The sequence below is a fragment of the Lysinibacillus sp. BF-4 genome (genome assembly GCF_000743635.1).
Classification (GTDB): domain Bacteria; phylum Bacillota; class Bacilli; order Bacillales_A; family Planococcaceae; genus Metalysinibacillus; species Metalysinibacillus saudimassiliensis.
The window spans coordinates 1-23,486 of the sequence record NZ_JPUW01000005.1 but is presented as its reverse complement, the minus strand read 5'-3'; the positions used below and the strand labels follow the sequence as shown (position 1 = coordinate 23,486).

The following is a 23,486-nucleotide window of genomic DNA, read 5'->3' as shown; positions in this document are numbered from 1 at the left end:
AACTTGTAAGAGGAGGAAAATCATATGGCAGAAGTACGCAGTTGCCCAAAGTGTGACGCATTTTTTAACTACACAGGTATGCGCGATGTATGTGCAAAATGTGCACAGGCAGAGGAGGATTTATACCAAGTCGTTTACCGCTTTTTACGTAAGCGTGAAAACCGAGCAGCAACCGTTGAGCGCATCGTAGAAGTTACAGGTGTGGAGGAAGCTACACTTTATAATTGGGTGCGTCGAGGACGTTTACATACAGCCATGTTCCCTAATTTAGGCTACCCTTGTGACCAATGTGGTCGTTTAACATCAGAGGGCAAAATTTGTGCGCGTTGTCGCGAGGAGTTAAAACAGGATTTACGTACATTTGATGCGGCTAAGCAATTCCGTGAAGATGTAGCAAATCGCGATAAGGGCACGTATCACGCAGGCAAACATTAAGGAGTACCGACAGGGTTACTAACCGCTGTCGGTATTTTTTTGCGTGAGGAGGACTTAACAATTAGGATTTAAGACCGAAGTAATACCTATAGATATATATAGAAAGGGTGTTAATTATGAAAATCAAACCATTCCATGTCCAGCCACTCCACACATATACTAATCCAACGAAGCCAGCTAAAGCTGCAGCTAAGTCGTCTTTTATTGATAAGGTAGAGATTTCGTCGGTAGCTATGGATATGCGTGGTACTAATCCTGTTGAGCAGGCACGCGCTGAAAAAGTAGCGCAATTAAAAGCAGATGTCCAATCAGGTGCGTACCAAGTAGATGCACGTAAAGTTGCACAGGACATGTTAAATTACTATCGCTTCTAAGGAGTGACAATAGATGGATAAAATTATCCAAAACTTAACGAATTTATTACGCATGCATAAAAGCCTGCTAGATCTTGCAACGAAAAAAACGGATATTATCGTTGAGAGCGACATGGACGCGCTCGATGCAATGATTAAAACTGAGCAGGCACATGTAGCAGCTATCGAGCAGCTTGAGCGACAACGTCAAGCCATGGTAACGGATTACCTAGCGGCAAATGGATGTGCCACGTCATTGACGCCTACCGTTGCACAGCTAATCGAAGCGGCTGATGCAGCGTCAAAACAACAAATTCAAGCCATCCGCGAGGAGCTCCTTGCCGTAATTGATGCTTTAAAGGCTAAAAATGAGCTTAACCAAAAGATGGTGTTTCAATCTTTACAAATGGTAAACATGACCTTAGATATGATGCGCCCGCAACCCGCAGCGCAAGCAGATACCATGAATTACTCAAGCAAAGAAGTTCGCCGACCAGCCAACTTCTCAACCACATCATACGAAGTATAGGGGGATCACCATGCGTTCAACATTTATGGGCTTAGAGGCCAGCAAGCGCGGTATTTTTACACAGCAATCAGGGCTGTACACCGTTGGGCATAATATTTCTAACGCCAAAACTGAAGGCTATACACGTCAGCGCGTTAACATGGAAGCTACGCGAGGCTTCCCGACAGCAGGCTTACAAACGCCTAAAACAGTCGGTCACATTGGTACAGGGGTACAAGCAGGCTCTATTCAGCGTATTCGCGATGAGTTTACCGACCGTCAGTACCGTCAAGAAACTAACCGCCTTGGCTATTGGGATACGCGTGCCAAAGAAATCGAACAAATCGAAGCGATTATGCACGAGCCATCAGACTTTGGGCTAAACGAAGCCTTTAAACTATTTTGGCAATCGATGCAAGACGTGGCAGACAAACCAACGGACCTATCAGCACGTACCGTAGCAATTGAGCGTGCGAAACATTTGTCTGACTCATTTAACTATATGGACAAACAAATCCGCCAAGTGCAATCTAACTCTGCTAAACAAGCAGAAGTTGTAACGGACGAGGCTAACTCACTACTTGCACAAATCGCAAACCTTAACCATCAAATTATGAAGGTTGAGCCAAATGGCTATGTACCAAATGATTTGTATGATGCGCGTGATGTGCTAGTTGACCGTTTAAACGAAATTATCCCTGTCACAACTGAACGCGTACCATCAGGTGGTAACGCTAACGAAGTTGCAGAAGGTAGCCTAACGCTTTATTTTAAAGATGCAGATGGCAAAAAAACCGAACTCGTTAATGGTAACGTAGTTGGCGAGATTTCATTAAATGGTGCAGGTAAACCAATTGATGGGCAACGTTCACCCGTACTATTTGAAAAAATGACGATTACATCGCCAGACGGTAAAAAAACCGATTTTGAACAAGGTGACTTTGAGCCAACTAAAGGTGAGTTATTGTCATTAATTAACGCCTACGGTTATAAGGACGCGGGCGATGATAAGGGCTTAATGCCAGAGCTATTAGGTAAGCTTGATACAATGGCAAGAACGTTTATGGACGAGTTTAACGAAGTACTAAAAGAAGGCTACACTTTAAAAGCTACACAAGCTGATGGTACAGTAGTGGACTCTAAACAAGGTACGGACGAGGATTTATTTACAGGTACGTCAGCGAGTGACATAGGGATTAACGACAAATTCTTTAAAGAACCTCACCTATTAACAGCATCAGGTAAAATTGGTGAAGAAGGCGACAACAGTAACGCATTAAAAATGGCGAATATGCAACACAAGGGCTACGCTAAGTTAGACAATGGTACAATCGAAAGCTTTTACCAAGGTGTAACAGGTCGTTTAGGTGTTGATGGGCAGGAGGCTATTCGTTCTGCTAAGGACTCAGCTATCCTACAATTATCGATTGCTAACCGCCGTGCATCTGTGAGCTCCGTATCACTAGACGAAGAAATGACAAATATGATTACGTTCCAACAAGCATACAATGCTAACGCACGTATGATTACCGTTGTGGACGAAACATTAGATAAAATTATTAATGGTATGGGCCGTGTCGGTCTATAATAAGGAGGAAATGAAATGCGCGTAACACAATCGATGTTGTCAGGCAATATGCTGCACAACTTAAACAATAGTTATGGTCGTATGAGTGAGCTCCAAGACCAATTAAACTCTGGCTCTAAAATTAATCGCCCCTCGCAAGACCCTGTTATTGCAGTAAAAAGCATGGGCTACCGTCGTGATTTAGGTAAAGTAGAGCAGTTTAGCCGTAATATGAACGAAGTTAACTCATGGTTAGATGCGACTGATGATGCACTGTCACAACTTGAGGCATCTATCCACCGCGTGCATGAGCTAGTAGTTGATGCAGCCAATGATACTAAAACTGCAAAAGACCGTGAAGCCATTGCTCAAGAGCTTGAGCAAATCCATGAGCATATGCGAGATTTAGGTAACACGGAGATGGCTGGGGTTTATATTTTTAGTGGTACGAATACATTGTCACCACTATTTAAAGCCGACGGTACTATGGATGCAGCATTACCAGGCTTAGATAACCCTGTAGAGATCGAAGTGTTTGAGGGGATTAACTTAAAGGTTAATGCCAATGCTAATAAAATTTTTAAAACAGTAGACGCCGCGATGACAAAAATCGTAAGCACAGTGAAAGACCCAACTTCAACAGGTACAGAGATTGGTAGCTTGCTAGGTTTAGTTAACGAAGAAAATAATCCTAATAGTATGCGCTCTACTGTATTAACAGAGCACGCACGTATTGGTGCGATGCAAAACCGCGCAGAGATTATGCAAGACCGTTTAGACTTACGTGAGATTATGGTCAAGACGCGTATGCGTGATAACGAAAGTGTGGATTACTCAAAAGCCATTACCGAAATGGTGACGCATGAGTCCATTCACCAAGCAGCGCTATCTGTCGGTGCACGTATTATTCAACCAACATTAGTGGACTTTATGCGCTAATAACTTCAAGCGTTTGAACAATTTGTTCAGGCGCTTTTTTTGAAAAGGAGTGTGGTTAACGATGATGCCACAAGTTCAACTCGGCATACGAGACATTCAAATGGATTTGAAACCAGCCGCTGTCACAGGGCAACAACAATTACAACAACCGCGTGCAGATTTACGCATTGAGCAACCTGCTGCCATACTTGATATTAATACGCGTCAAAGTGAGTTGCGTATTGACATGTCTGGGCTGTGGAAGGAACTAGGTTTGCTGACGCCAATGCAATCCGTAGCGCAATATGCACAAGACGGTAAGCAAGAAAACTTAAGCGGTATTGCACGTCGTGCGCGTGAAGGACAACAAATGAAAAATATGGCGGGCAAAGGGCAAGGCGCAAAAATCGCGCAAACCATTGCCAAACAAAATCACGGGCCTAAGCGTGTGCCATTTAACATTGCCTTTAAGCCTTCAGGTAATGCGATTGATATTAGCTTTACTAAAGGTGATATTGACATAAATATTACACCGCAAAAGCCACGCATCAATGCTACAATAAATAAACCAATCCATAATTACACACCAAGCAAGGTCAGCTATACAATGCTACAGCGCCCAAGTGTAAGTGTGATTGATGTAACTAAATAAAAAGGGGAAATGAAGATGAAAATCGAAACAAAATTTTTAGGTGAAGTTGACATTGTAGAAGAAGATATTTACACGTTTGAAAACGGCTTACCTGGTTTCGAGGACTTAACAAAATTTGTACTTATCCCACTAGACGCTGATTTACCATTAGCGATTTTACAATCAACGGAGCAGGCTCCTATCAGTTTTGTAGTAGCTTACCCATTTGCTTTTAACCCTAGCTATGCGTTTGATTTAAGTGAGGAAGATAAACAAGCATTACATATTGAAACAGAAGATGAGGTTGTACCATACGCGATTGTTACGATGAATGACACATTTGATAAATCAACGATTAATTTATTAGCCCCTATCATTCTTAATATAACTAAAAAGTGTGGGAAGCAAGTTGTGTTAGGAGATAGTAAAAAGTATCCCCTACATTACCAAATTAAAGAGAGTGTGAAGTAAATGCTAGTTTTATCTCGTAAAAAAAATGAGTCCATTATGATTGGCGATCAAGTCGAAATCCAAATCTTAGCGGTTGAAGGTGACCAAGTAAAAATTGGTATCGTTGCCCCGCGCGATATTAAAGTACACCGTACCGAAGTATTTGAAGCAATTAAAGCGCAAAACGAAGCGGCACTTAATATATCACTTGATGCTTTAACGCAATTTAAGCAAAAAAAATAGTGTTCAAACTTTATACACAAGTAGGCTAACCCTTGCTGTATCAATGGTTGCATGGTGCGTAATAAAAAACATGCAAAAAGTTATAAAAAAACATTAAACATTATAGGGTACAACACGATATAATGTATGTAAGAGGCACAATACCTCTAAACACAGGCGCCCACAAGGATGTGAGCGTACTACAAAACATTCAAGGAGGAATTCCATTATGAGAATTCAACATAACATTTCAGCATTAAACACACACCGTAACCTAGCTTTCAACAACGCTCAAGCGTCTAAAAACCTTGAGAAATTATCTTCTGGTTACAAAATCAACCGTGCAGGCGACGACGCTGCAGGTTTAGCAATCTCTGAAAAAATGCGCGGCCAAATCCGTGGTCTAGACATGGCTTCTAAAAACTCTCAAGACGGTATTTCTTTAATCCAAACAGCTGAGGGTGCACTTAACGAAACACACGCAATCTTACAACGTATGCGTGAACTAGCAGTACAAGCTGGTAACGATACAAATACAACAGATGACCGTGGTCAAATCCAAAAAGAGATTGACCAATTAACTTCTGAGATTAATCGTATCGGTAACACAACAGAGTTCAATACTAAGAAATTAGTGAATGGTGAGCTTTCTGACAGTTTTGTAACTGCTGAGGGTTCAGCTGGTACAACAGTAAGTAAAGATTTTGCTATTGACCAAACACAAGTTGTAGGATCAAACCCGACAACTTGGTCAGGAAGTAATCAATTAGAGACTTCTACTAATTTATCAATTACAGGTGCAGCAACAAATGGTTTAGATTGGAGTAGTCTAGACCAAACTGCCGATAATAAAGTAGAAATCAATAAAAATGGATCTGAAATGGAAATTTCAGTGACAGCAAAAGATTCAACTGGTAAAGAGTTAACTATTACTTCAAAAGCAATGGCTTATGATGCAGATTCAAAAACTTATAACTTTGATCAGGATGGCGTGAAACTAACATTAACAGCAGATCAAGTTAGTAAATGGGCTGATGGTGAAACAGCAACTATCGATTTAGAAAAAGGAGCGGCAGCAGGACCAGTTGATGCAACAGGTAACATTGACATTGCTTCTAATACAATTGCTTTAGGAACAGAAACAGGTGGCACAGGTTCAACAATTGGTAATGTTAAAGTAAATGGAGACAGCCCTGAATTATTAGCGAATGTTTCAAAAGCAGTTGTTTCATTTGATGCGGGGAAAGTAACCGTCGATTTACAAGATTCTACAGGTAATTCAATTAATAAAACAGATTATTCAGCAGCGGCAGGAGATACTATTGCCTATAACGAAAATGGTATTGATTTCAGTTTAGCAATTGGTACTAGTGTTACAAAAATTGACGCGACTACTATTAATTTTGATACAAAGTCGAAATCAACAGTAGAAGGTGCTACATCTGATACTACAGAAGACCGCTCATTGAAGTTCCAAATTGGGGCTAATGAAAATCAAGCAATGGCAGTTTCTCTTGATGATATGCGTGCTTCTGCACTTGGTATTGTAGGTTCAGGTGCTGGCTTCCAAAGTGAAGCTACTGTTACAGATGGTACAAGTGCTAAAGCGGTTGAAAGCTCATTAGACCTTTCAACTCATGAGTCAGCAGCTAAAGCGATTACTATTTTAGACGCTGCTACTAGCAAAGTATCTACACAACGTGCTAAATTAGGTGCTGTACAAAACCGTTTAGAGCACACAATTAACAACTTAGGTGCATCTAGCGAAAACTTAACAGCTGCTGAATCACGTATCCGTGATACAGATATGGCTAAAGAGATGATGGGCTTTACAAAGAACAACATTCTTATGCAAGCTGCACAATCTATGCTAGCGCAAGCTAACCAACAGCCACAAGGTGTATTACAATTACTAGGCTAATTTCTAACTTCCAGCGTGAGTGGGTAATCCCACTCACGCTTTTTTTATTATCGTTTATAAAGGAGATTAAAAAATGAAAATTATATTTCATGAACAAGAGGTAATGCTTGAGGACGCAGTACCGCATATCGTGTTTGAGGTTATCCAACAAATGCTGACGGACCGTTATTATTTTGATTATTTTATTATTGATGGGTTACGTATGGATGGTGACCCACAAAATATCATAGAAGATTATGTGAGTGATGCTGAGGTAATTGAAGTTATCGCCATTGAGGCAACACAATTTATTGTAGGTCTACAGCAGTCTATGGCAGGTTATGTTACGACAGCCTTACCTACTTTACGTATTACAGTAGAGCGTTTTCAACAACAAGAAGCAACAGCGCAACAGTGGCAAGACCTACATGATTTATTAGAAGGTATGCAGTGGTTACAACAAGTATATACGACCGTAGCTAGCTCTACATATGTGCCCAAGGAATGGCTGACATTACAGCAAATCTTTGTTCAGTTGATTCAAGTTTTGCCACAATTGGCGTCACATCTAGAGGCTAAAAATCAGCAAGGCATTGCACATTTACTGCAAATTACAATTTATCATGCGTTTGAGCAAATTGCAGATCAATTACACTTGTTTGTGGAACAGCCTAAAAATTGATAAGGAGGGAGTAACCTATGCGTAAAATTTTAGTACCTGATTATATTTCTTCTTTTGCCTGTATAGGCAGTGAATGTGAAGATACATGTTGTGCGGGTTGGCAAGTACCTGTTGATAAAGTAACGTATCAAAAATATCGTAAAGTTACAACACCTGTGCTACGCAAGCAACTAGATAAGGCCGTAACACGCAATCGTTCTACAGGCTCAAGTAATGATGCATGGTATGCTAAAATTAATCTTAAAGATGGAGGTGCTTGCCCTTTGCTTGACACCAAGGGGTTATGTAGTATTCAAAGTGATTTGGGTGCTTCATACCTTTGTAATACTTGTGCGGTATATCCACGCTATATTAATAAGGTAGGTGATAGTTATGAGCAGTCATTGACACTATCTTGTCCACAAGCAGCAAGAATTGTTTTACAAAAAGTTGAAGGCATTGGGTTTATTGAACAAACAGATGAAATTACAGGTGCAGTAGTTAAACAACTTAGTCTTTCAGATCAACCTTATTTTTGGGATTTACGCATTTACATCATTGAACTTATGCAAAATCGCAAGCAGTCGATTGAGGTCCGCTTAATTATATTAGGTTTGTTTCTTCAGCGTATTGAAGAGATTGCGATAACAGACTATCCTGTCTTACTTCCACAAATTATGAAGGACTATATGTTGCGTTTAGATAACGATGCATTTGTACAATCCCTTATGGAATTACAGCCTGCACGAACATTTCAGTTAGATTTAGTTACGCGATTATTAGCTAAAAGAGCCGATATGGGATTTGGTAACAAAAAGTATGTTGCACTATTACAATCGATTGTAGAAGGGTTACACTTAAATCAGTCACTACAAGAGAAAACACTAATTTATCAACAAACGTACGAAACATATTATGAGCCTTTTAGCCAAGAGCATGACTATATCTTAGAGAATTATATTGTGAATTATATATTTAAAAACCTTATGCCTTATGACAAGTCTACATTTCAAGATAGTTATATGATGTTAGCCATTCATATTATGTTGATTAAGCTACATATTACGGGTGTGGCTTCTGTAAAGCATGAGCTAGATGTAAGTGATGCTGTAGAATGTATATATTTAATAGGGCGTACTATTGAACATAGCGAGCAGTTTTTAAAGTTTGTACACACAAATATGGTACAAGCAGAATTTACAACGATGGGTCATATGTTTTCTATTATTAAATAAATAATTAGGATTAAGCCCTTCTGCTTCATTTTTTAGAGGAAGGGTTTTTTACAGATTTCCCGAACGAGAAAGCCCTTGCCTTTAGGCTTGGGATGAAAGTGAGGTCAGATAAGGAACGCCTACTATGGTGTTCTAATTATCTGAATTTTTCTATGTCTTTTTGTTGTAGTTAGAGTGATTAACTGATACAATCAGTAGCATGTTAAATGAATATAGAAGAACTAAAACAACGGTATCATTAATTAATTATCATTTTGTGTTTTGTCCACGATATAGGAGAAAAATTTTTCTCGACAGTAAATTGGAAGAACGTTTCAAAATGTTGGTTCAAGAGGTTTGCGAAGAATTAGAAATTGAAATTCTCGCAATGGAATGCGATAAAGACCATGTGCATTTATTTTTAAATGCACTACCAACCTTTAGTCCAACTGACATTATGGCAAAAATAAAAGGAGTGACTTCTAAAAAGTTGAGAGAGGAATTTCATTATCTTCAACATTTGCCTAGTTTATGGACACGTTCTTATTTCGTTTCAACTGCTGGAAATGTATCAAGCGAAACCATTAGACAATATGTAGAAAATCAAAAAACGAGGGGGTAATGACTACTTTGCAAATTAAATGTAGTAATTGTGGATTTGAACAATTCGTTAAAGACCACAAATTCAATAAGGAATATAGGAAGGACTACGAAAAAGCTAGATTAATCTTATGTGGAAGAAATGTATGTGATACTACACATATTAAAATTCCTAATGGATATGTCAGAGAGATGCTGTGGCTCGGTTCATGGTCAATAGTTAGAGAAGCATCTTTAGACGAGTACAGAAGCCTAAAAAAAGCCAGATTGCTTAGAGATTGGGTGGATAATAATGACACAAATAATAACAGGTAAAAACAATAGGAAGGATATGAAAACTATACTTCCTATTGTTTGTTCGTTTTTGAGAGGGTGAAACAGAATGGCAACGCCAAGCTATGTATTGACATTACGATTAAAAACAGAATCTTTCCAAGAAGATATTTTAAATAAGCGATTTGAAATCTCACGTAAGATGTATAACGCTTGTTTGAATGAATTATACAAGCGTTATCGCACCATGCAGCAATCAAAAGCCTTTCAAAAAGCGAAAAAGATGAAAAAAGGCAAAGAAAGAAATGCTATTTTTCGGGAATTGAATATACAGTTTGGGTTGACCGAGTATGCTATTCACGCATTTTTAACACCGATGAATCAACGATTTAAAGGAAATATAGATTCACAAGCGGGGCAAAAAATCGGAACAAGGGTTTTTAATGCCTTTCAAAAGATGATGTTCGGTGAAGCGAAGAAAGTCTATTTTAAACGCTACGGTGAAATAGAATCCGTTGAAGGCAAATCCAATAAGACAGGTATTCGTTTCGTAAACAATACGTTGATTTGGAAAGGTCTTTCTATCCCTGTTATTGTCCGTAAACAAGATGTGTACGCCCATTTAGCACTTCAAGATAAGGTAAAGTACGTTCGCATTAAAAGAGCATTTCTAAAGGGAAAATACGTGTATTACGCTCAACTTGTATTAGAAGGTATTCCCCCACAATCGTATAATTCCGAAGGTTTAAAACAACAAGTCGGTATCGGGCGAGTAGGGATTGATATTGGTACTTCTACGATTGCGGTTTGTTCCGAAAAACAAGCCATGCTAAAGGTGTTAGCACCTAACGTACAGACTTACGAGCCAGTTATCCAACGCATACAGCGTAAAATGGATAGAAGTAAACGAGCAACTAATCCTTTTAAATATAATGAGGACGGTACAATAAACCGTAGTAATCGGGAAAAATGGGTGTATTCCAACCGCTATGTTAAACTGCGTAATCAATACCGAGAGTTGCACCGTAAAAACAGAATGGTAAGAAAACAAGACCATGAAAGCTTATCTAATCAGTTGTTATTAATGGGAGATACTTTTTTTGTGGAGAAAATGTCCTTTAAAGGACTTCAAAAACGAAGTAACAAGACAGAGAAAAATAAAAAAGGTCGTTTTAAAAAGAAAAAACGGTTTGGAAGAACACTATCCAACCGCGCCCCTTCTATGCTTTTAAGTTGCCTAGAACGGAAATTGGAATACAATGGTTTGAAATTAAACAAAGTAAATACAACGAAAGTAAGAGCGAGTCAGTACAATCATTTCGATGATACATATACGAAAAAATCATTGAGTAAACGTTGGAATGACTTTGGCGGTATCCTAATCCAACGAGATTTATATTCATCTTTCCTTTTAATGAACATGGTTCACGATAAAGATTTAGACAAAATAGACAGAGATTTATGTTTTAAAACATTCGATGTATTCCTTAAACTTCATGATGAATTAATCAGTAAACTAAGAAAAGAACCCCATACACTCAAAAGCATGGGGATAAGATAAATGATAAAAAAACGGTTTTGGCATGAGCCGATGCGAACGCTAATGATGGCAATGGTCGTCTTGTTCGTTAAAGTCTAAAGGAAATAAGATAGTGTCTTTGTGTTGTACCCAACCAGCAACATCGGTTGATGGGAGAGTAAAGAAGAAATCTTTTGTACTTTAGAACCCCACTCATTTATGGGTGGGAGTGTCAGAAAGCAAAGTAGTAGCATTATTGAAAGGAAGTGCTGAGTATTAAAAGAACAGTGGGTTTTTTGTTAGTATCATTTAGCATCATCTTATCTTTAGTTTTCTTTTATTATGAGCAATTAGTAAAATTAACAACAAATATAGATTTAGCTTTATTGGTCGGTTTTGCAGCGATAGCTTCAGGTGTTTCAGGTGTTATGATGACATTATCATCAAATAAAGTAGCCAATTTTGAAGCAATACGTGAATACTTTCAACAAGGTGATGCCACTCACATGATGTTAAATCGTCAAGCAATCTGTCAACTACCCCCACTTCAAAACGCTTTAGCGTTTAAGTGGGGGTAGTTGACAATGCTTCCTACTCCCTACTATCAAATAGTGTTATTCTTTAGTATAGGGAATGATTGTAAGGATACTGTATAGATGAGGTGCAAACTTTATATAGGTTCTTCGGCTTTTTTATGAACTTTGGCAATTAGTGTGGAAGTTTTAGGTTAACTGACGATACTATACATATAGAACTATATAATACAAGGATGTAGGGGGTAACGAACATGCGAATTTCATCGCAAACGTCGTCAATGGATATGACGGCAAGCGTGTCAAGTGCCAGTAAAAACACAGCTTCAACGAACATAGCAACAAATGCACAGCGACAAGCAACACATCAGGCAAGTAAGCCAAAGGTTGTAGATCGTCCAACGGTTACAGAAGCAACAAGCGCACAAGCTGCAGAGGGTTTAGCTAAGTCAGCAGCAAATAAAGAGAAGCTGCAGCATGCTGTAGAGTCACTTAATGAATTTATGGAAGACCATATGCCAAAGCCAATGTCTTCAAAGTTTCGCTTCCACGAAGGGTTAGAGCGCTATTATGTTCAAGTTGTAGACCCACAAACGGATGAGGTACTTAAAGAAGTACCACCAGAAAAACTGTTAAACGCATTTTATGAAATGCAAAAAATGGTTGGTATGATTGTAGACGAAAAAATTTAATTTAAAAGGGGGACAATACTCATGGTAATGCGTATGGGTGGTTTAGCGTCAGGTATGGATATTGACGCACTAGTAGAAAAATTAATGAAGGCAGAACGTATACCTTTAGATAAAACATTCCAAAAAAAGCAAACGTATGAATGGCAACGTGATTCGTATCGCGGTGTAAATGCTAAGCTGAAAACGTTTGATACATACTTATTTGATAATATGATTTTGTCAGGTAAGATGAATCAAAAGTCAGCGACATCTTCAAACTCGGATTTAGTTAGTGTAACAGCTAAGGGTAATGCGTCAGGTAATATTTCAATTGGCGGTGTGTCACAACTTGCAACATCAGCACAGGCTGTAGGTAGCCAAACAGGTGCAACAGGTCAAACGAAACTAAGTGAGTTAGGTATTACAGATAGCTCAATTTCACTGCGTGCAATTGGCGCGGATGGTAATTTAGCAGAGAAAGCAACGACGATTAATTTTAATCCTGCTACAGATACCGTAAATGATTTAATGAAAAAAATTAATGAAAGTGGCGCAGGTGTTACAGCAGTTTTCGAGAGCGGTAAATTGTCACTTTCGGCTAAAAATATGGGTAAGGCAGCTGACGGTGCTGGCGAAATCATTAACGAAAGTAATAATGATGTCTTTAGCAAATTAGGCTTTGGTTCGGATAATGTTTTAGCTAGCAATGGGCAAAATGCAAAGTTTGAGGTAAACGGTATTCAAACGGAGCGCTCATCTAATACATTTACGATTTCGGGTTATGAGTTAACACTTAAACAAACATTTAATGCAGGTAATGTAGCACAAAAGCAATTAGCCGATGTAAACGAAAAGTTAGCTAAAGCAAATGACCGCGTTACAGCGTTTGAAGCGGATGTTGTAACAGCAAATGCAGCGCGTGATAGTGCGCAAACGGCATATACGGATGCGCGTACAGTAGCTTTTGATGGTAAGCCAGATTTAGAGACATTTTATGATAATACAGATAAAAATGTGTTAAAAGCATTAACAGATGAAGACATTACAGCATTAGGTAATCTAGCAGGTAAAACAGGAGCAGACGTAACTGCGGCAATTGAAGCGATGACAGATAGCCCTGAAAAAACAAAATTAGCGGCTATGAATGTAGCGGATGTAGAAAAGTTAGCTACTCATAGCGGTGAACTACAAGGGTTAAAAGACCTTGCAGAAAAAGAGCAAGCATTTAATGTAGCAGATACAGCAGCTACTGCAGTACAAGCAAACCTAACGGCAGCACAAGCAGATATAGTAGCATTAACATCGCAAAAAGCGGAAGCTGAAGATTTTGCGGCTAAAAATCCTGCAACAGGAACAACAGTTGCGCCTGTAACGATGAAAGCTTCTTCTGATACAAAGGCAGCTGTAGAGCAAATTACAGAGTTTGTGGATAAATATAATGAAATGATTGAAGATTTTGGCGGTCAATTAAAAGAAACAAAATACCGTGATTATAAGCCACTAACTAAAGAACAACGTGAAGATATGTCAGAAAATGAGCAAAAGCTATGGGACGAAAAGGCGAAAAGTGGTATGCTTCGCAATGACCAAACAATTCGTGAAGGTATGTCTAAAATGCGTATGACATTTATGGCACCTGTAGCAGGTTTAGGTGACGATACATTAAATTCTTTAGCTAAAATTGGTATCACAACATCAGGTAAACTTTCAGATAATGGCAAGTTAGAAATTGATAAAGATAAATTAGAAGCGGCATTAGCTAAAGACCCTGACCAAGTGCATCGTTTGTTTGCGGCTAATGGTGAAGTAAAGGAAACAACAGACGCTAATGGTAATCGTGTAACTGAGGATACGCGTGGTATTGCATGGCGTTTACGTGATGCAATGAAAGGCATGACGAATGAAATTGAGAAAAAAGCAGGTAAAGACGGGGCAGTTAACAATACCTTTGGCTTAGGCAAAAAAATCGTTGAGTCAGATGACCGTATTACTAAACTTCAAGCTAAAATGAAAGATATTGAAGCACGTTATTGGAAACAGTTCACAGCTATGGAAAAAGCAATTCAAAAAGCGAATGAGCAATCAGGTATGTTTGCACAGTTCGGTCAGTAATTATTTAAAGAAGGAGTTGTCTTGAATGGCAGCACAATCATCAGCGCACAATGCATATAAGCAAAATAGTGTAACAACAGCATCACCAGGTGAGTTAACGTTAATGTTATATAATGGGTGCTTAAAGTTTTTAACAATAGCAAAAAAAGCGATGCTTGATAAAAATATCGAGGCTAAAAATACAAATTTACAAAAGGCGCAAGCGATTATTACGGAGCTTATGGTAACGCTTGATATGAATGTGCCGATTTCGAAGGAAATTCAACCACTTTATGACTATATGAACCGTCGTCTGCTTGAGGCTAACATCCAAAATGATCCAGCGATTATTGATGAGGTGGCTGGGCTTGTGACGGAGTTTCGTGATACATGGAAAGAGGTTATTTTATTAAATCGCCAGCAACAGCATACAGGCGTTGGTGATCAAGCATGACACAGGCGATGATTAAGGATTTGCTTGCGACTTCGGCAGCGCTTTTTAATCATTTAACGACTGTGCCTGAGGGTGAGGCGCGCGATGCGTATATTGCTCGCATCGACGAATTGCTGGATAAGCGCGGGGCGCTCCTTGCGCAGTTGTCGCCTGTTGATTTGCAGGGACACCAGCTATTGCCGCACTTACTAGAGCTAGATGAAGGCATTCGCACGCGTTTGGATAAAGTAATGCTTATCGTTAAAAAAGATATTAAAAACTTTCAAAAGTCAAGGGAATCCGAGCGACAGTACACCAATCAGTACGATTCTGTGAGAAATATTGATGGTATGTACTACGATGGGAAAAAGTAGGTTATACTGTAGGTGGTAGCGACTAGATGCTGCCACCTATATTTTTTTGACCTGAAAAGGACTAAGGAACTAACTAGGGGGTAACTTTTATGGTGTATCGTAGAAACGAGGGCTTTCGTTATGCGTTTGGTGATGAGATAAAGGTCAAAGGGACTGTGAAATCTGAGATTGGTGCATTGCATGGTCAAACATGGGAGGGCACAATTTTAGATATTAGCCCACAAGGCATGAAGGTGCAGACAGATTTACATTTAACGTCGGCTGAGCGTCAGCAAGTGCAGCTCGAATTAACTTTTTGCTTAAATAAGGATACCATTAAGGGCTATAGCGAAATTCGCTGGGTGCGTAATTTGGGTAACCAGCATCAGTATGGCTTATATTTACATAATCAACCTGCAGTAGAAGGGCTAATTGTTGAAGAATTAAAGGCTCGTCGTCGCAAGGAAGTATTAAAGGGCGAATAATGTAAATGTTTTTTCAATAATAAGAAGGATTTTTTACATAGGACATCGAATATAGTAGTAAGTTGTTATTTAAAGGAGGAGTTTATATGTTAGACTTTAACATTCGTGGCGAAAATATCGAGGTTACGCCAGCCATCCGTGAGCACATTGAGAAAAAGGTTGAGAAGATTGAACGTTACTTTAACGAAGACATTAACGCAACAGCTCACGTTAACTTAAAAGTTTATAATGATAAACAAACAAAAGTCGAAGTTACGATTCCAATGAAAAATTTAACACTACGTGCGGAAGAGCGTCATAATGATATGTATGCAGCGATTGATTTAATCGTTGATAAATTAGAGCGTCAAATCCGTAAGCATAAAACAAAAGTTAACCGCAAATTCCGTGAGCGCGAGGGTGCAGGCTTATACTTTGCAGCAACTGAAGCTGCCGCTGCTGAAACAGCTGCAGAAGAGGAATACGAGGTTGTACGTACAAAGCAATTTGATTTAAAACCAATGGACGAAGAAGAAGCAATTTTACAAATGAACCTATTAGGTCATGATTTCTTCATCTATACGGATGCTGAGACAGATGGTACAAACATCGTCTACAAACGTAAAAATGGTAAGTACGGCTTAATCGAAACAAATTAATACAATTACAGATGCCTAAGCCGAATGTGGCTTAGGCATTTTTTTTAGGGAGAGATGGCAATGTCGTTTGGTGCGGCGGAGTGGTTAGCAGTAATATCAGTAGTTGTGGGGGTTGTGGTGGCGATTCAGTCAGCGCGATTTGCGCGTTCGGAGCGTCAGCAGGATGAGTTAGAGCGCGTTTACCCGTATCGTTTAGTAGCAAATCAAATGAAGGAGGACAAGGCATGAAGAAAATACTTTTAGCGGCATTACTTATTGCCTCACCTATGACGGTGAGTGCCGCAAGCTTTACGGATATTGGGCAACTTGCGCCAAAAACACAGGCCGAAATTAATGAAGCTGTAACGCTTGGTTTATTTAAAGACGCTACAGCTTTTAATCCACAACGTGCGATGTCGCGAGGTCAAGTAACCTTGACTGTTGCGCGTGCGATCGCCGGTGATCAAACCCCGCAACAATTTGTCGAGCATTTTGGATTAGAGCGTCAGGTTACACCGTTTATGGATGTGCCTGTAGCGTTTAAAACAGGTAATGCAGGCGAGCGAGAGTTATATTTCGCTTCGCTTATTGTAAAAGATGCAGGAGCATTTACGCAGCCTAAGTTACAGCAAGGGCAACCAATTAAGCGCGGTCAGTTAGCTAAAGTGCTCGTCAATGCCTTTGACTTAAAACAAGGTACAGCTAAGGTAGTAATTACAGACGTTGTCGGTGCTGAGGAGCGCGTCAATACGCAGATTTTAGCATCACTTGGTATTACACAGCCGCAAGGTACAAGCTTTAAGCCAGCAGGTCAGGTAACGCGTGCGCAAATGGCGAGTTTTTTAGTGCGTACATTTTCCGTATTAAACAAGTAGTGACAATTTGCGCCTAAGCTAGCGGAAATGGTACTATAAAAGATGAGACTAAATAGGAAGTGACGATACATGTTAAATCTTTTAAACAAGATGTTTGATGTAAATAAAAAAGAACTGAAGAAGCTATCTAAAATTGCTGATGCAGTAGAGGCACTTGCTGCACAAATGGAAGCATTAAGCGATGAGCAATTGCAAGCAAAAACGCAGGAGTTTAGAGACCGCTTCGCGGGTGGTGAGCCACTTGATGACATTCGTGTGGAGGCCTTTGCAGTTTGTCGTGAGGCGTCACGCCGTGTGCTTGGCATGTACCCATTCCGTGTGCAAATCATGGGTGCGGCAACATTAGATGAAGGTAATATCGCAGAGATGAAAACAGGTGAAGGTAAGACATTAACGTCTACACTAGCTGTTTATTTAAATGCAATCACTGGTAAAGGCGTGCACGTGGTAACGGTCAACGAATACTTAGCGAGCCGTGATGCTGGTGAGATGGGCGAGCTTTATGACTTCCTTGGCTTAACGGTAGGTCTAAACTTAAATAGCCTATCTAAAGACGAAAAGCGTGCAGCTTACGAGGCAGATATTACGTACAGCACAAATAATGAGCTTGGCTTTGACTATTTACGCGATAACATGGTGCTTTATAAAGAAGAACGCGTACAGCGCCCTCTTTATTTTGCCGTTATTGATGAGGTTGACTCAATTTTAATTGATGAGGCACGTACGCCGCTTATTATTTCTGGACAGGCAGCAAAATCCGTACAATTGTATAAGCAATCTAATGCCTTTGTGCGCATGCTAAAAAATGAAGAAGATTATACGTATGAAGAAGAATCTAAAGGTGTAACGTTAACAGAAAGTGGTATCGAAAAGGCGGAGAAAGCCTTTGGTATTGATAACTTATATGACCTTGCACATGTACGTTTACTACATGCGATTAACCAATCATTAAAGGCACAGGTCAGCATGCATTTAGACGTGGATTATGTCGTACAAGACGGCGAAATCGTTATTGTTGATGGCTTTACAGGTCGTTTAATGAAAGGTCGTCGCTACTCTGACGGCTTGCACCAAGCAATTGAGGCAAAGGAAAACGTCGAAATTCAAAACGAATCAATGACAATGGCAACCATCACCTTCCAAAACTACTTCCGTATGTACGAAAAACTGTCGGGTATGACAGGTACAGCGAAGACGGAGGAAGAGGAGTTCCGTAACATTTATAATATGAATGTTATTGCCATTCCTACGAATAAGCCAATTGCACGTGATGACCGTGCCGATTTAATTTTTGCGACAATGGGCGGTAAATACGAGGCAGTTGCAGCAGAGATTGCAGAGCGCCATAAAATCGGGCAACCTGTTTTAGTTGGTACAGTTGCTATCGAAACGTCAGAAATTATTTCTAACCTGTTAACAAAGCATAAAATCCCACATAATGTGTTAAACGCTAAAAACCATGAGCGCGAGGCAGAGATCATTATTGGCGCAGGTGAAAAGGGTGCTGTGACAATTGCTACTAACATGGCAGGTCGTGGTACTGACATTAAGCCTGGTGCAGGTGTACTTGAGCTAGGCGGTCTAGCAGTAATTGGTACAGAGCGACATGAGTCACGCCGTATTGATAATCAGCTACGTGGTCGTTCTGGTCGTCAAGGTAACCCAGGTGTGACACAGTTTTATTTATCACTTGAAGATGACTTAATGCGCCGCTTTGGCTCTGATAATATGAAAAATATGATGACAAAGCTTGGTATGGACGATGCACAGCCGCTTCAATCTAAAATTGTATCGCGCGCTGTAGAGTCAGCGCAAAAACGTGTTGAGGGTAATAACTTTGATGCGCGTAAACGATTACTACAATATGACGACGTATTACGTCAACAACGTGAAGTAATTTACGGTGAGCGCTACCAAATCTTAGAGTCAGAAAACATGCGTGAGCTTGTGGAAACAATGATTGAACAAGCTGTAGAGCAAAACGTAGCCATCTTTACACAGCACGAAAATAAAGATGAGTGGAACTTAAAAGCCATTGAAGATTATGCTACAAACAACCTGCTACAAGAGGGCGATGTTACAGCATCAGCGCTTACGGGCAAATCAGCAGAGGATATTGTTGCTTATATTTTAGCTAAAGTAACAGAGCGCTATGACGAGAAGGAACAAGAAATGACGCCTGAACGTATGCGCGAGTTTGAAAAAGTTATTTTACTCCGTTCAATTGATACAAAATGGATTGACCATATTGATGCGATGGATCAATTGCGTCAAGGTATCCACCTACGTGCGTACGGTCAAAATGATCCACTGCGTGAGTACCAGCAAGAGGGCTTCCATATGTTTGAGGAAATGATGGTCTCTGTACGTGATGACGTAGCGAAGTATGCAATGAAAGCCGAAATCCGTTCGAACCTTGAGCGTGAAGAAGTAGCGCAAGGTCAAGCGGTTAACCCTAAAGAAGAAGAGGGCGGCAAAGTCAAAAAACGACCAATGCGCAAAAAAGAGGAAGTGGGACGTAATGACCCATGCCCTTGCGGTAGCGGTAAGAAATACAAAAACTGCCACGGTGCAGTACAATAAACATAAGAAAAAGGTGAAGCGATTTTTTAATCGCTTCACCTTTTTAGTATTAATAAATCGCTACCCAGCCATCATTTGAAGCAAATAAACGAATAGCTACGGTTTGTTTATCTTCTGCAAGTGTAAAGTAATGGCGCACATTAGGTGGCACTGAAATTAAATCGCCTGGTGATAAATGTACGCTAAAAAACTCACCATCTACGCCTTGAATAACAAAAACGCTATGCCCACTAACAATAAAGCGCACTTCATCGTCACTATGATGATGCTCTTTTTGGAAATTTACGAGCAATTCTTCTAAATTTGGTGTAGTGCTCGATAAAGAAATAACATCGGCAGTTATATAATTGCGGCGTTTAGAAATTGAAGCAATTTCTTCATCAAAAACAGCTAAAATTTCACCTTTTTGTTGATCAGTTAAGGCAAAGTTTTCTTGTAAGTGGGCAGGTAATTTAGTTGTATCCCATTGTTCAAAAATGACGCCGTTTTCTGTTAAGAAAGACTCAACTTGTGCGCCTGTTAATGTAGTGTGGTTTGTTGTAATAGTTGCCATTATAAATTCCTCCTAAGTGTTGCGGTTGTAATATAGCACTGGCATAAAAATTCAACCGCTTCTACAATTTTTTTAGCCTCAAGCGCTGTGCGCCCCCACGCTGTAATGCCATGGTTATGAATTAGTACGGCACCTCTATCACTTGTTAAATGCGGGATAAAACTTGCTGCAAGTGTAGGAATATGTGCCGCATTTTTTACAATAGGGATGGTTAGCTGCGCATCTTCTTCCCATATATCAAAAGCTTTTATAAGTTCGTTATCTTGAAAGGTGACGGCTTGCTGCTTGGCAAAAATGTCAGAGACAACATTATTAGCGACCGTATGCACATGTAAACTACATTGTGCCTTGGTGTGGCTAAAGATTTCGCAGTGTAATAATGTTTCAGCAGAAGGCTTTAGCGTAGTTGAAACCGCTTGTCCGGCTAAATCTACAACTAAAAAATCTTCAGGGGTGACTTTTGTTTTGTCTTTACCACTTGCTGTTACGAGAAAGTGCTCAGGATGTTGAGCTAAACGGAGCGCAAGGTTGCCGCTTGTTCCCATAAACCAGTCACGCTGTGCAAAATCTTTTTTTATATCAGCGAGCGTTATCCATTCATTTTTGTAGTTCATTGCGTCGTTCCTCCAATATCGCTACTACCTCATAAAATGTAGTAAAGGCTTGGTGTGGTAAGTTTTCGTTTTGGCAAACGCTTAATAATTTATCGCAAGCAAAGACAAAATCCGCTTGGCGTGCAAGAGCATAATCTGTTACCGAATCGCCAATGGCAATAACGAAATTGTCTGCTGTAGTTAATTTACGCATAATGGTTGGCTTACAACAGCCGCAGTGTTGATTGACGCACTTTTTATCACATGGATAAGGATAGGTAACGGTAATGTGTTTGCCTGAAAAGTCTGAGCCATTACAATAAATGCCGTCAATTTGCGGAAATTTTTTAAGAATTGGTTCGACAAAGAAGTCAATCCCACCGCTTACTACATAAAAAGGAATAGCGTGTTTTGTAGTGTAAGCTAATAGTGCTTCAAAGCCTGCCCGAATTTGTACGCTGTCGAGTAAAAAATCGATGATGGCTTGTTTTTGTGTAGTTTCAAGTAGTTGAAACATTTGGCTGACACCATCTTTAATCGCCATTTTCCCTTGTAATACTGCCTCTTTAATCGGAGCAGAAGTTTCAGGCGCAAACTGTTCCATAATGGCTACGATATTATCGCTAGTGGTAATGGTGCCATCAAAATCACATAAAATAATCGGCTGCATTTTATTGCCCTCCCCATAAAATCAATGCTTGTTGTAAATCACGATGTTGGCTCGCTGCTTCTGTTAAGGTTAGCCCTTGCAAGGTAGCATCAATAGCCTGTCTAAAAGCAAGAGCGCCCCCAACTGCACCATTAGGGTGACCATGAATACCGCCGCCTGCATTAATCACGCAATCCATGCCAAAGTCAGCGATTAGTTGTGGTACTAACCCAGGATGAATACCGGCTGATGGGACAGGGAAGGTTGCTTTAAGTGAATTTTTTGCGGTTAACGCTTGTGCAATCGCATCTGTCGTTTGTTTAGCCAAAGCCACATTGCCATAAGGAGAAGGGAATAATGATAAATCAGCGCCTGCAATGCGTGTCAATGTGCCAAGTGCTAATTGCGCACTAATACCAACACGTTCAGCTGAGATAAATGCACCGCTTAGTGCAGGGTGTGCCAAGATAGGTAAAGCAATGTCATCGTCTTCTACTAAACTTTGTAGGACATCATAGCCATACGTATGCACATTTAATAATAATGCGTCAGCACCTAATGATTTGGCTAAACGTGCTTTATCACGTAAGTCAAAGGTACGACCTGTTAAGTTAACTGCATAGCGTGTGCGATGCCCTGTTTGTTCGTAAGTTTCTTGCAAAATCTTTTTCCCTTCTGTAATTCGTTTGCTAAAGGGGGTGAGTGGGTTATCAAATAAAATTTCATCATCTTTTACAATATCTACGCCACCTTCTGCTTGAGCACGTAATTGTGTCGCTAAGTAAGGTAAATCTCGACCAATAACGGTTTTAAAAATGCTCATGAGTAAGGGGCGGTTATACACTTGTGTTAAATCACGTATGCCCTCGATACCAAAGCGAGGGCCAGGGAAAGCACGCAATAAGGATGCGCCAAAGTGTAAATCTTGTAACTTAATTTCGCCATCGAGCGATAGTTTGCCAAATACGGTCGTTAATATAGCGGGGATATCTGGCGAAAAATTTACAGTAGGGTAGCTAATGGAAAATTGAATTTTCGCTTTATTTTTATCGTAAGGGTGAGGTTGCTCATCAAAAATTTCTAGGCTTTTCACTTCTCCTTTATGTTGTTGTAATTGTTGTTGGTCGAGCGTTGGTAAGTTGGTCCATGTGCCAATTGTTAAGCCTAGCGCAATATTTTCAGCGTAACGTGCAGCTTGTTGTGGTGTGCTATAGCTTGTGTAATCTGCGGTTATCGTTGTCATTTTACAGTGCTCCTTCATAAAAAAATCCCCTTCCATCAAAAGATAGGAAGAGGCAACAGTCGTGTTAACTCGTTCTATCTCCCAGCACATAGGCTGCAAGAATTAGCACCGTGTCTATAAAAATAGATCGGTTGCCGGGTTTCGTAGGGCTTGTCCCTCCACCAGCTCTTGATAGAATGTCAATTCGTATTATTTTAGTTGGTTATATAATTTATAGCCTTATCTTCGCACGCCAAAAAGCACTTGTCAACAAGAAAAATAATTTTTCTGAAAATGGTTGACAATTATTTTTTTGTGCTTTAAGATGATGAACATTCAACTGCATACACGACACTCTTATTTCGAGCAGGCTGAGGGATATGGCCCTATGACGCCCAGCAACCGACTGTAATACCATTGTGAAATGGGGCGCAAATTATTGCGCTTAGTAAGGCACGGTGCTACTTCCATCAAAGGTACAAGTGACTTTTGAAAGATAAGAGGCAAGGTTTTTTCTGCCTCTTTTTGAAGTTGAGGTAAGAGGTGTCATTCTACTTAGGATGACACTTTTTTTATC

The 23,486-nt window shown here is 39.9% G+C and carries 27 protein-coding genes and 2 riboswitches; of the genes, 23 read left to right on the top strand and 4 right to left on the bottom strand.

The window, feature by feature from the left end; translation table 11 throughout:
• Nucleotides 1–24 precede the first annotated feature (24 nt).
• The 23 genes from CH76_RS03705 (at nt 25) to secA (ending at nt 19,892) form a co-directional block, all read left to right on the top strand.
• A complete protein-coding gene (locus tag CH76_RS03705; protein ID WP_036143127.1) occupies nt 25–435 on the top strand; it encodes a TIGR03826 family flagellar region protein in 411 nt (136 codons plus the stop codon).
• A gap of 116 nt (nt 436–551) precedes the next feature.
• Complete coding sequence (gene flgM, locus CH76_RS03700) at nt 552–809, top strand: flagellar biosynthesis anti-sigma factor FlgM (RefSeq protein WP_036143125.1); 258 nt, start codon at nt 552–554, stop codon at nt 807–809.
• A 13-nt stretch (nt 810–822) separates the two neighbouring features.
• Nucleotides 823–1,317 carry a flagellar protein FlgN gene (locus CH76_RS03695; RefSeq protein WP_051910222.1) on the top strand — a complete coding sequence of 165 codons (495 nt, stop codon included), beginning with the start codon at nt 823–825 and terminating at the stop codon, nt 1,315–1,317.
• A 10-nt stretch (nt 1,318–1,327) separates the two neighbouring features.
• The gene (gene flgK / locus CH76_RS03690; RefSeq protein ID WP_036143123.1) at nt 1,328–2,884 is read left to right on the top strand and encodes a flagellar hook-associated protein FlgK; all 1,557 of its coding nucleotides are present in this window, start codon (nt 1,328–1,330) and stop codon (nt 2,882–2,884) included.
• 15 nt (nt 2,885–2,899) lie between these two features.
• Nucleotides 2,900–3,802 (top strand): flagellar hook-associated protein FlgL, encoded by a 903-nt coding sequence (gene flgL / locus CH76_RS03685; RefSeq protein WP_036143121.1) that lies wholly within the window; start codon nt 2,900–2,902, stop codon nt 3,800–3,802.
• 61 nt (nt 3,803–3,863) lie between these two features.
• Nucleotides 3,864–4,433, top strand: a complete 570-nt coding sequence (locus tag CH76_RS03680) for a DUF6470 family protein (protein ID WP_036143119.1) — start codon at nt 3,864–3,866, stop codon at nt 4,431–4,433.
• Nucleotides 4,434–4,448: 15 nt separating this feature from the next.
• On the top strand, nt 4,449–4,883 hold the full coding sequence (fliW, locus tag CH76_RS03675) for a flagellar assembly protein FliW (protein ID WP_036143117.1): 435 nt from the start codon (nt 4,449–4,451) through the stop codon (nt 4,881–4,883).
• The gene (gene csrA, locus CH76_RS03670; RefSeq protein ID WP_036143115.1) at nt 4,884–5,105 is read left to right on the top strand and encodes a carbon storage regulator CsrA; all 222 of its coding nucleotides are present in this window, start codon (nt 4,884–4,886) and stop codon (nt 5,103–5,105) included.
• Between the two features lie 208 nt (nt 5,106–5,313).
• Entirely contained in the window at nt 5,314–7,005 is a 1,692-nt protein-coding gene (locus CH76_RS14195) for a flagellin (protein WP_036143113.1), read from the top strand.
• Nucleotides 7,006–7,078: 73 nt separating this feature from the next.
• Nucleotides 7,079–7,666: a hypothetical protein gene (locus tag CH76_RS03660; RefSeq protein WP_036143111.1), complete on the top strand. Its 588-nt coding sequence runs from the start codon at nt 7,079–7,081 to the stop codon at nt 7,664–7,666.
• A 17-nt stretch (nt 7,667–7,683) separates the two neighbouring features.
• On the top strand, nt 7,684–8,880 hold the full coding sequence (gene fliB, locus CH76_RS03655; RefSeq protein ID WP_036143110.1) for a flagellin lysine-N-methylase: 1,197 nt from the start codon (nt 7,684–7,686) through the stop codon (nt 8,878–8,880).
• 199 nt (nt 8,881–9,079) lie between these two features.
• The gene (tnpA, locus tag CH76_RS03650) at nt 9,080–9,481 is read left to right on the top strand and encodes an IS200/IS605 family transposase (RefSeq protein ID WP_036143108.1); all 402 of its coding nucleotides are present in this window, start codon (nt 9,080–9,082) and stop codon (nt 9,479–9,481) included.
• Nucleotides 9,482–9,841: 360 nt separating this feature from the next.
• Nucleotides 9,842–11,293, top strand: a complete 1,452-nt coding sequence (locus CH76_RS03640; RefSeq protein ID WP_036143106.1) for a hypothetical protein — start codon at nt 9,842–9,844, stop codon at nt 11,291–11,293.
• 254 nt (nt 11,294–11,547) lie between these two features.
• The gene (locus tag CH76_RS03635; protein ID WP_152553285.1) at nt 11,548–11,829 is read left to right on the top strand and encodes a hypothetical protein; all 282 of its coding nucleotides are present in this window, start codon (nt 11,548–11,550) and stop codon (nt 11,827–11,829) included.
• A 209-nt stretch (nt 11,830–12,038) separates the two neighbouring features.
• On the top strand, nt 12,039–12,476 hold the full coding sequence (locus tag CH76_RS03630; protein WP_051910218.1) for a flagellar protein FlaG: 438 nt from the start codon (nt 12,039–12,041) through the stop codon (nt 12,474–12,476).
• Nucleotides 12,477–12,497: 21 nt separating this feature from the next.
• The gene (gene fliD / locus CH76_RS03625; protein ID WP_036143101.1) at nt 12,498–14,567 is read left to right on the top strand and encodes a flagellar filament capping protein FliD; all 2,070 of its coding nucleotides are present in this window, start codon (nt 12,498–12,500) and stop codon (nt 14,565–14,567) included.
• 25 nt (nt 14,568–14,592) lie between these two features.
• Entirely contained in the window at nt 14,593–15,000 is a 408-nt protein-coding gene (fliS, locus tag CH76_RS03620) for a flagellar export chaperone FliS (protein WP_036143098.1), read from the top strand.
• A complete protein-coding gene (locus CH76_RS03615; RefSeq protein WP_051910216.1) occupies nt 14,997–15,353 on the top strand; it encodes a flagellar protein FliT in 357 nt (118 codons plus the stop codon). The genes fliS and CH76_RS03615 overlap by 4 nt, the downstream gene beginning before the upstream one ends.
• 89 nt (nt 15,354–15,442) lie before the next feature.
• Nucleotides 15,443–15,817 (top strand): PilZ domain-containing protein, encoded by a 375-nt coding sequence (locus tag CH76_RS03610; protein ID WP_036143096.1) that lies wholly within the window; start codon nt 15,443–15,445, stop codon nt 15,815–15,817.
• An 86-nt stretch (nt 15,818–15,903) separates the two neighbouring features.
• Nucleotides 15,904–16,455, top strand: a complete 552-nt coding sequence (gene hpf, locus CH76_RS03605; protein WP_036143094.1) for a ribosome hibernation-promoting factor, HPF/YfiA family — start codon at nt 15,904–15,906, stop codon at nt 16,453–16,455.
• A 60-nt stretch (nt 16,456–16,515) separates the two neighbouring features.
• Nucleotides 16,516–16,683, top strand: a complete 168-nt coding sequence (locus CH76_RS13890) for a hypothetical protein (protein WP_161769861.1) — start codon at nt 16,516–16,518, stop codon at nt 16,681–16,683.
• Nucleotides 16,680–17,309: an S-layer homology domain-containing protein gene (locus tag CH76_RS03600; protein WP_036143091.1), complete on the top strand. Its 630-nt coding sequence runs from the start codon at nt 16,680–16,682 to the stop codon at nt 17,307–17,309. Before CH76_RS13890 ends, CH76_RS03600 begins: the two co-directional genes overlap by 4 nt.
• A gap of 69 nt (nt 17,310–17,378) precedes the next feature.
• Nucleotides 17,379–19,892 (top strand): preprotein translocase subunit SecA, encoded by a 2,514-nt coding sequence (gene secA, locus CH76_RS03595; RefSeq protein ID WP_036143089.1) that lies wholly within the window; start codon nt 17,379–17,381, stop codon nt 19,890–19,892.
• Nucleotides 19,893–19,941: 49 nt separating this feature from the next.
• Here secA and CH76_RS03590 read toward each other — a convergent pair whose 3' ends face one another.
• From CH76_RS03590 to CH76_RS03575, 4 genes are read right to left on the bottom strand one after another with little or no spacing between them, the layout of a single operon-like run.
• Nucleotides 19,942–20,445: a cupin domain-containing protein gene (locus CH76_RS03590; protein WP_051910214.1), complete on the bottom strand. Its 504-nt coding sequence runs from the start codon at nt 20,443–20,445 to the stop codon at nt 19,942–19,944.
• Entirely contained in the window at nt 20,445–21,059 is a 615-nt protein-coding gene (locus tag CH76_RS03585; RefSeq protein WP_036143087.1) for a methylthioribulose 1-phosphate dehydratase, read from the bottom strand. The genes CH76_RS03590 and CH76_RS03585 overlap by 1 nt, the downstream gene beginning before the upstream one ends.
• On the bottom strand, nt 21,043–21,708 hold the full coding sequence (locus tag CH76_RS03580; protein ID WP_036143085.1) for a 2-hydroxy-3-keto-5-methylthiopentenyl-1-phosphate phosphatase: 666 nt from the start codon (nt 21,706–21,708) through the stop codon (nt 21,043–21,045). Before CH76_RS03580 ends, CH76_RS03585 begins: the two co-directional genes overlap by 17 nt.
• A 1-nt stretch (nt 21,709) precedes the next feature.
• Entirely contained in the window at nt 21,710–22,930 is a 1,221-nt protein-coding gene (locus CH76_RS03575; RefSeq protein WP_036143084.1) for a 2,3-diketo-5-methylthiopentyl-1-phosphate enolase, read from the bottom strand.
• A 71-nt stretch (nt 22,931–23,001) separates the two neighbouring features.
• Nucleotides 23,002–23,108: riboswitch (SAM riboswitch) on the bottom strand.
• Nucleotides 23,109–23,263: 155 nt separating this feature from the next.
• Nucleotides 23,264–23,412: riboswitch (SAM riboswitch) on the top strand.
• Nucleotides 23,413–23,486 lie beyond the last annotated feature (74 nt).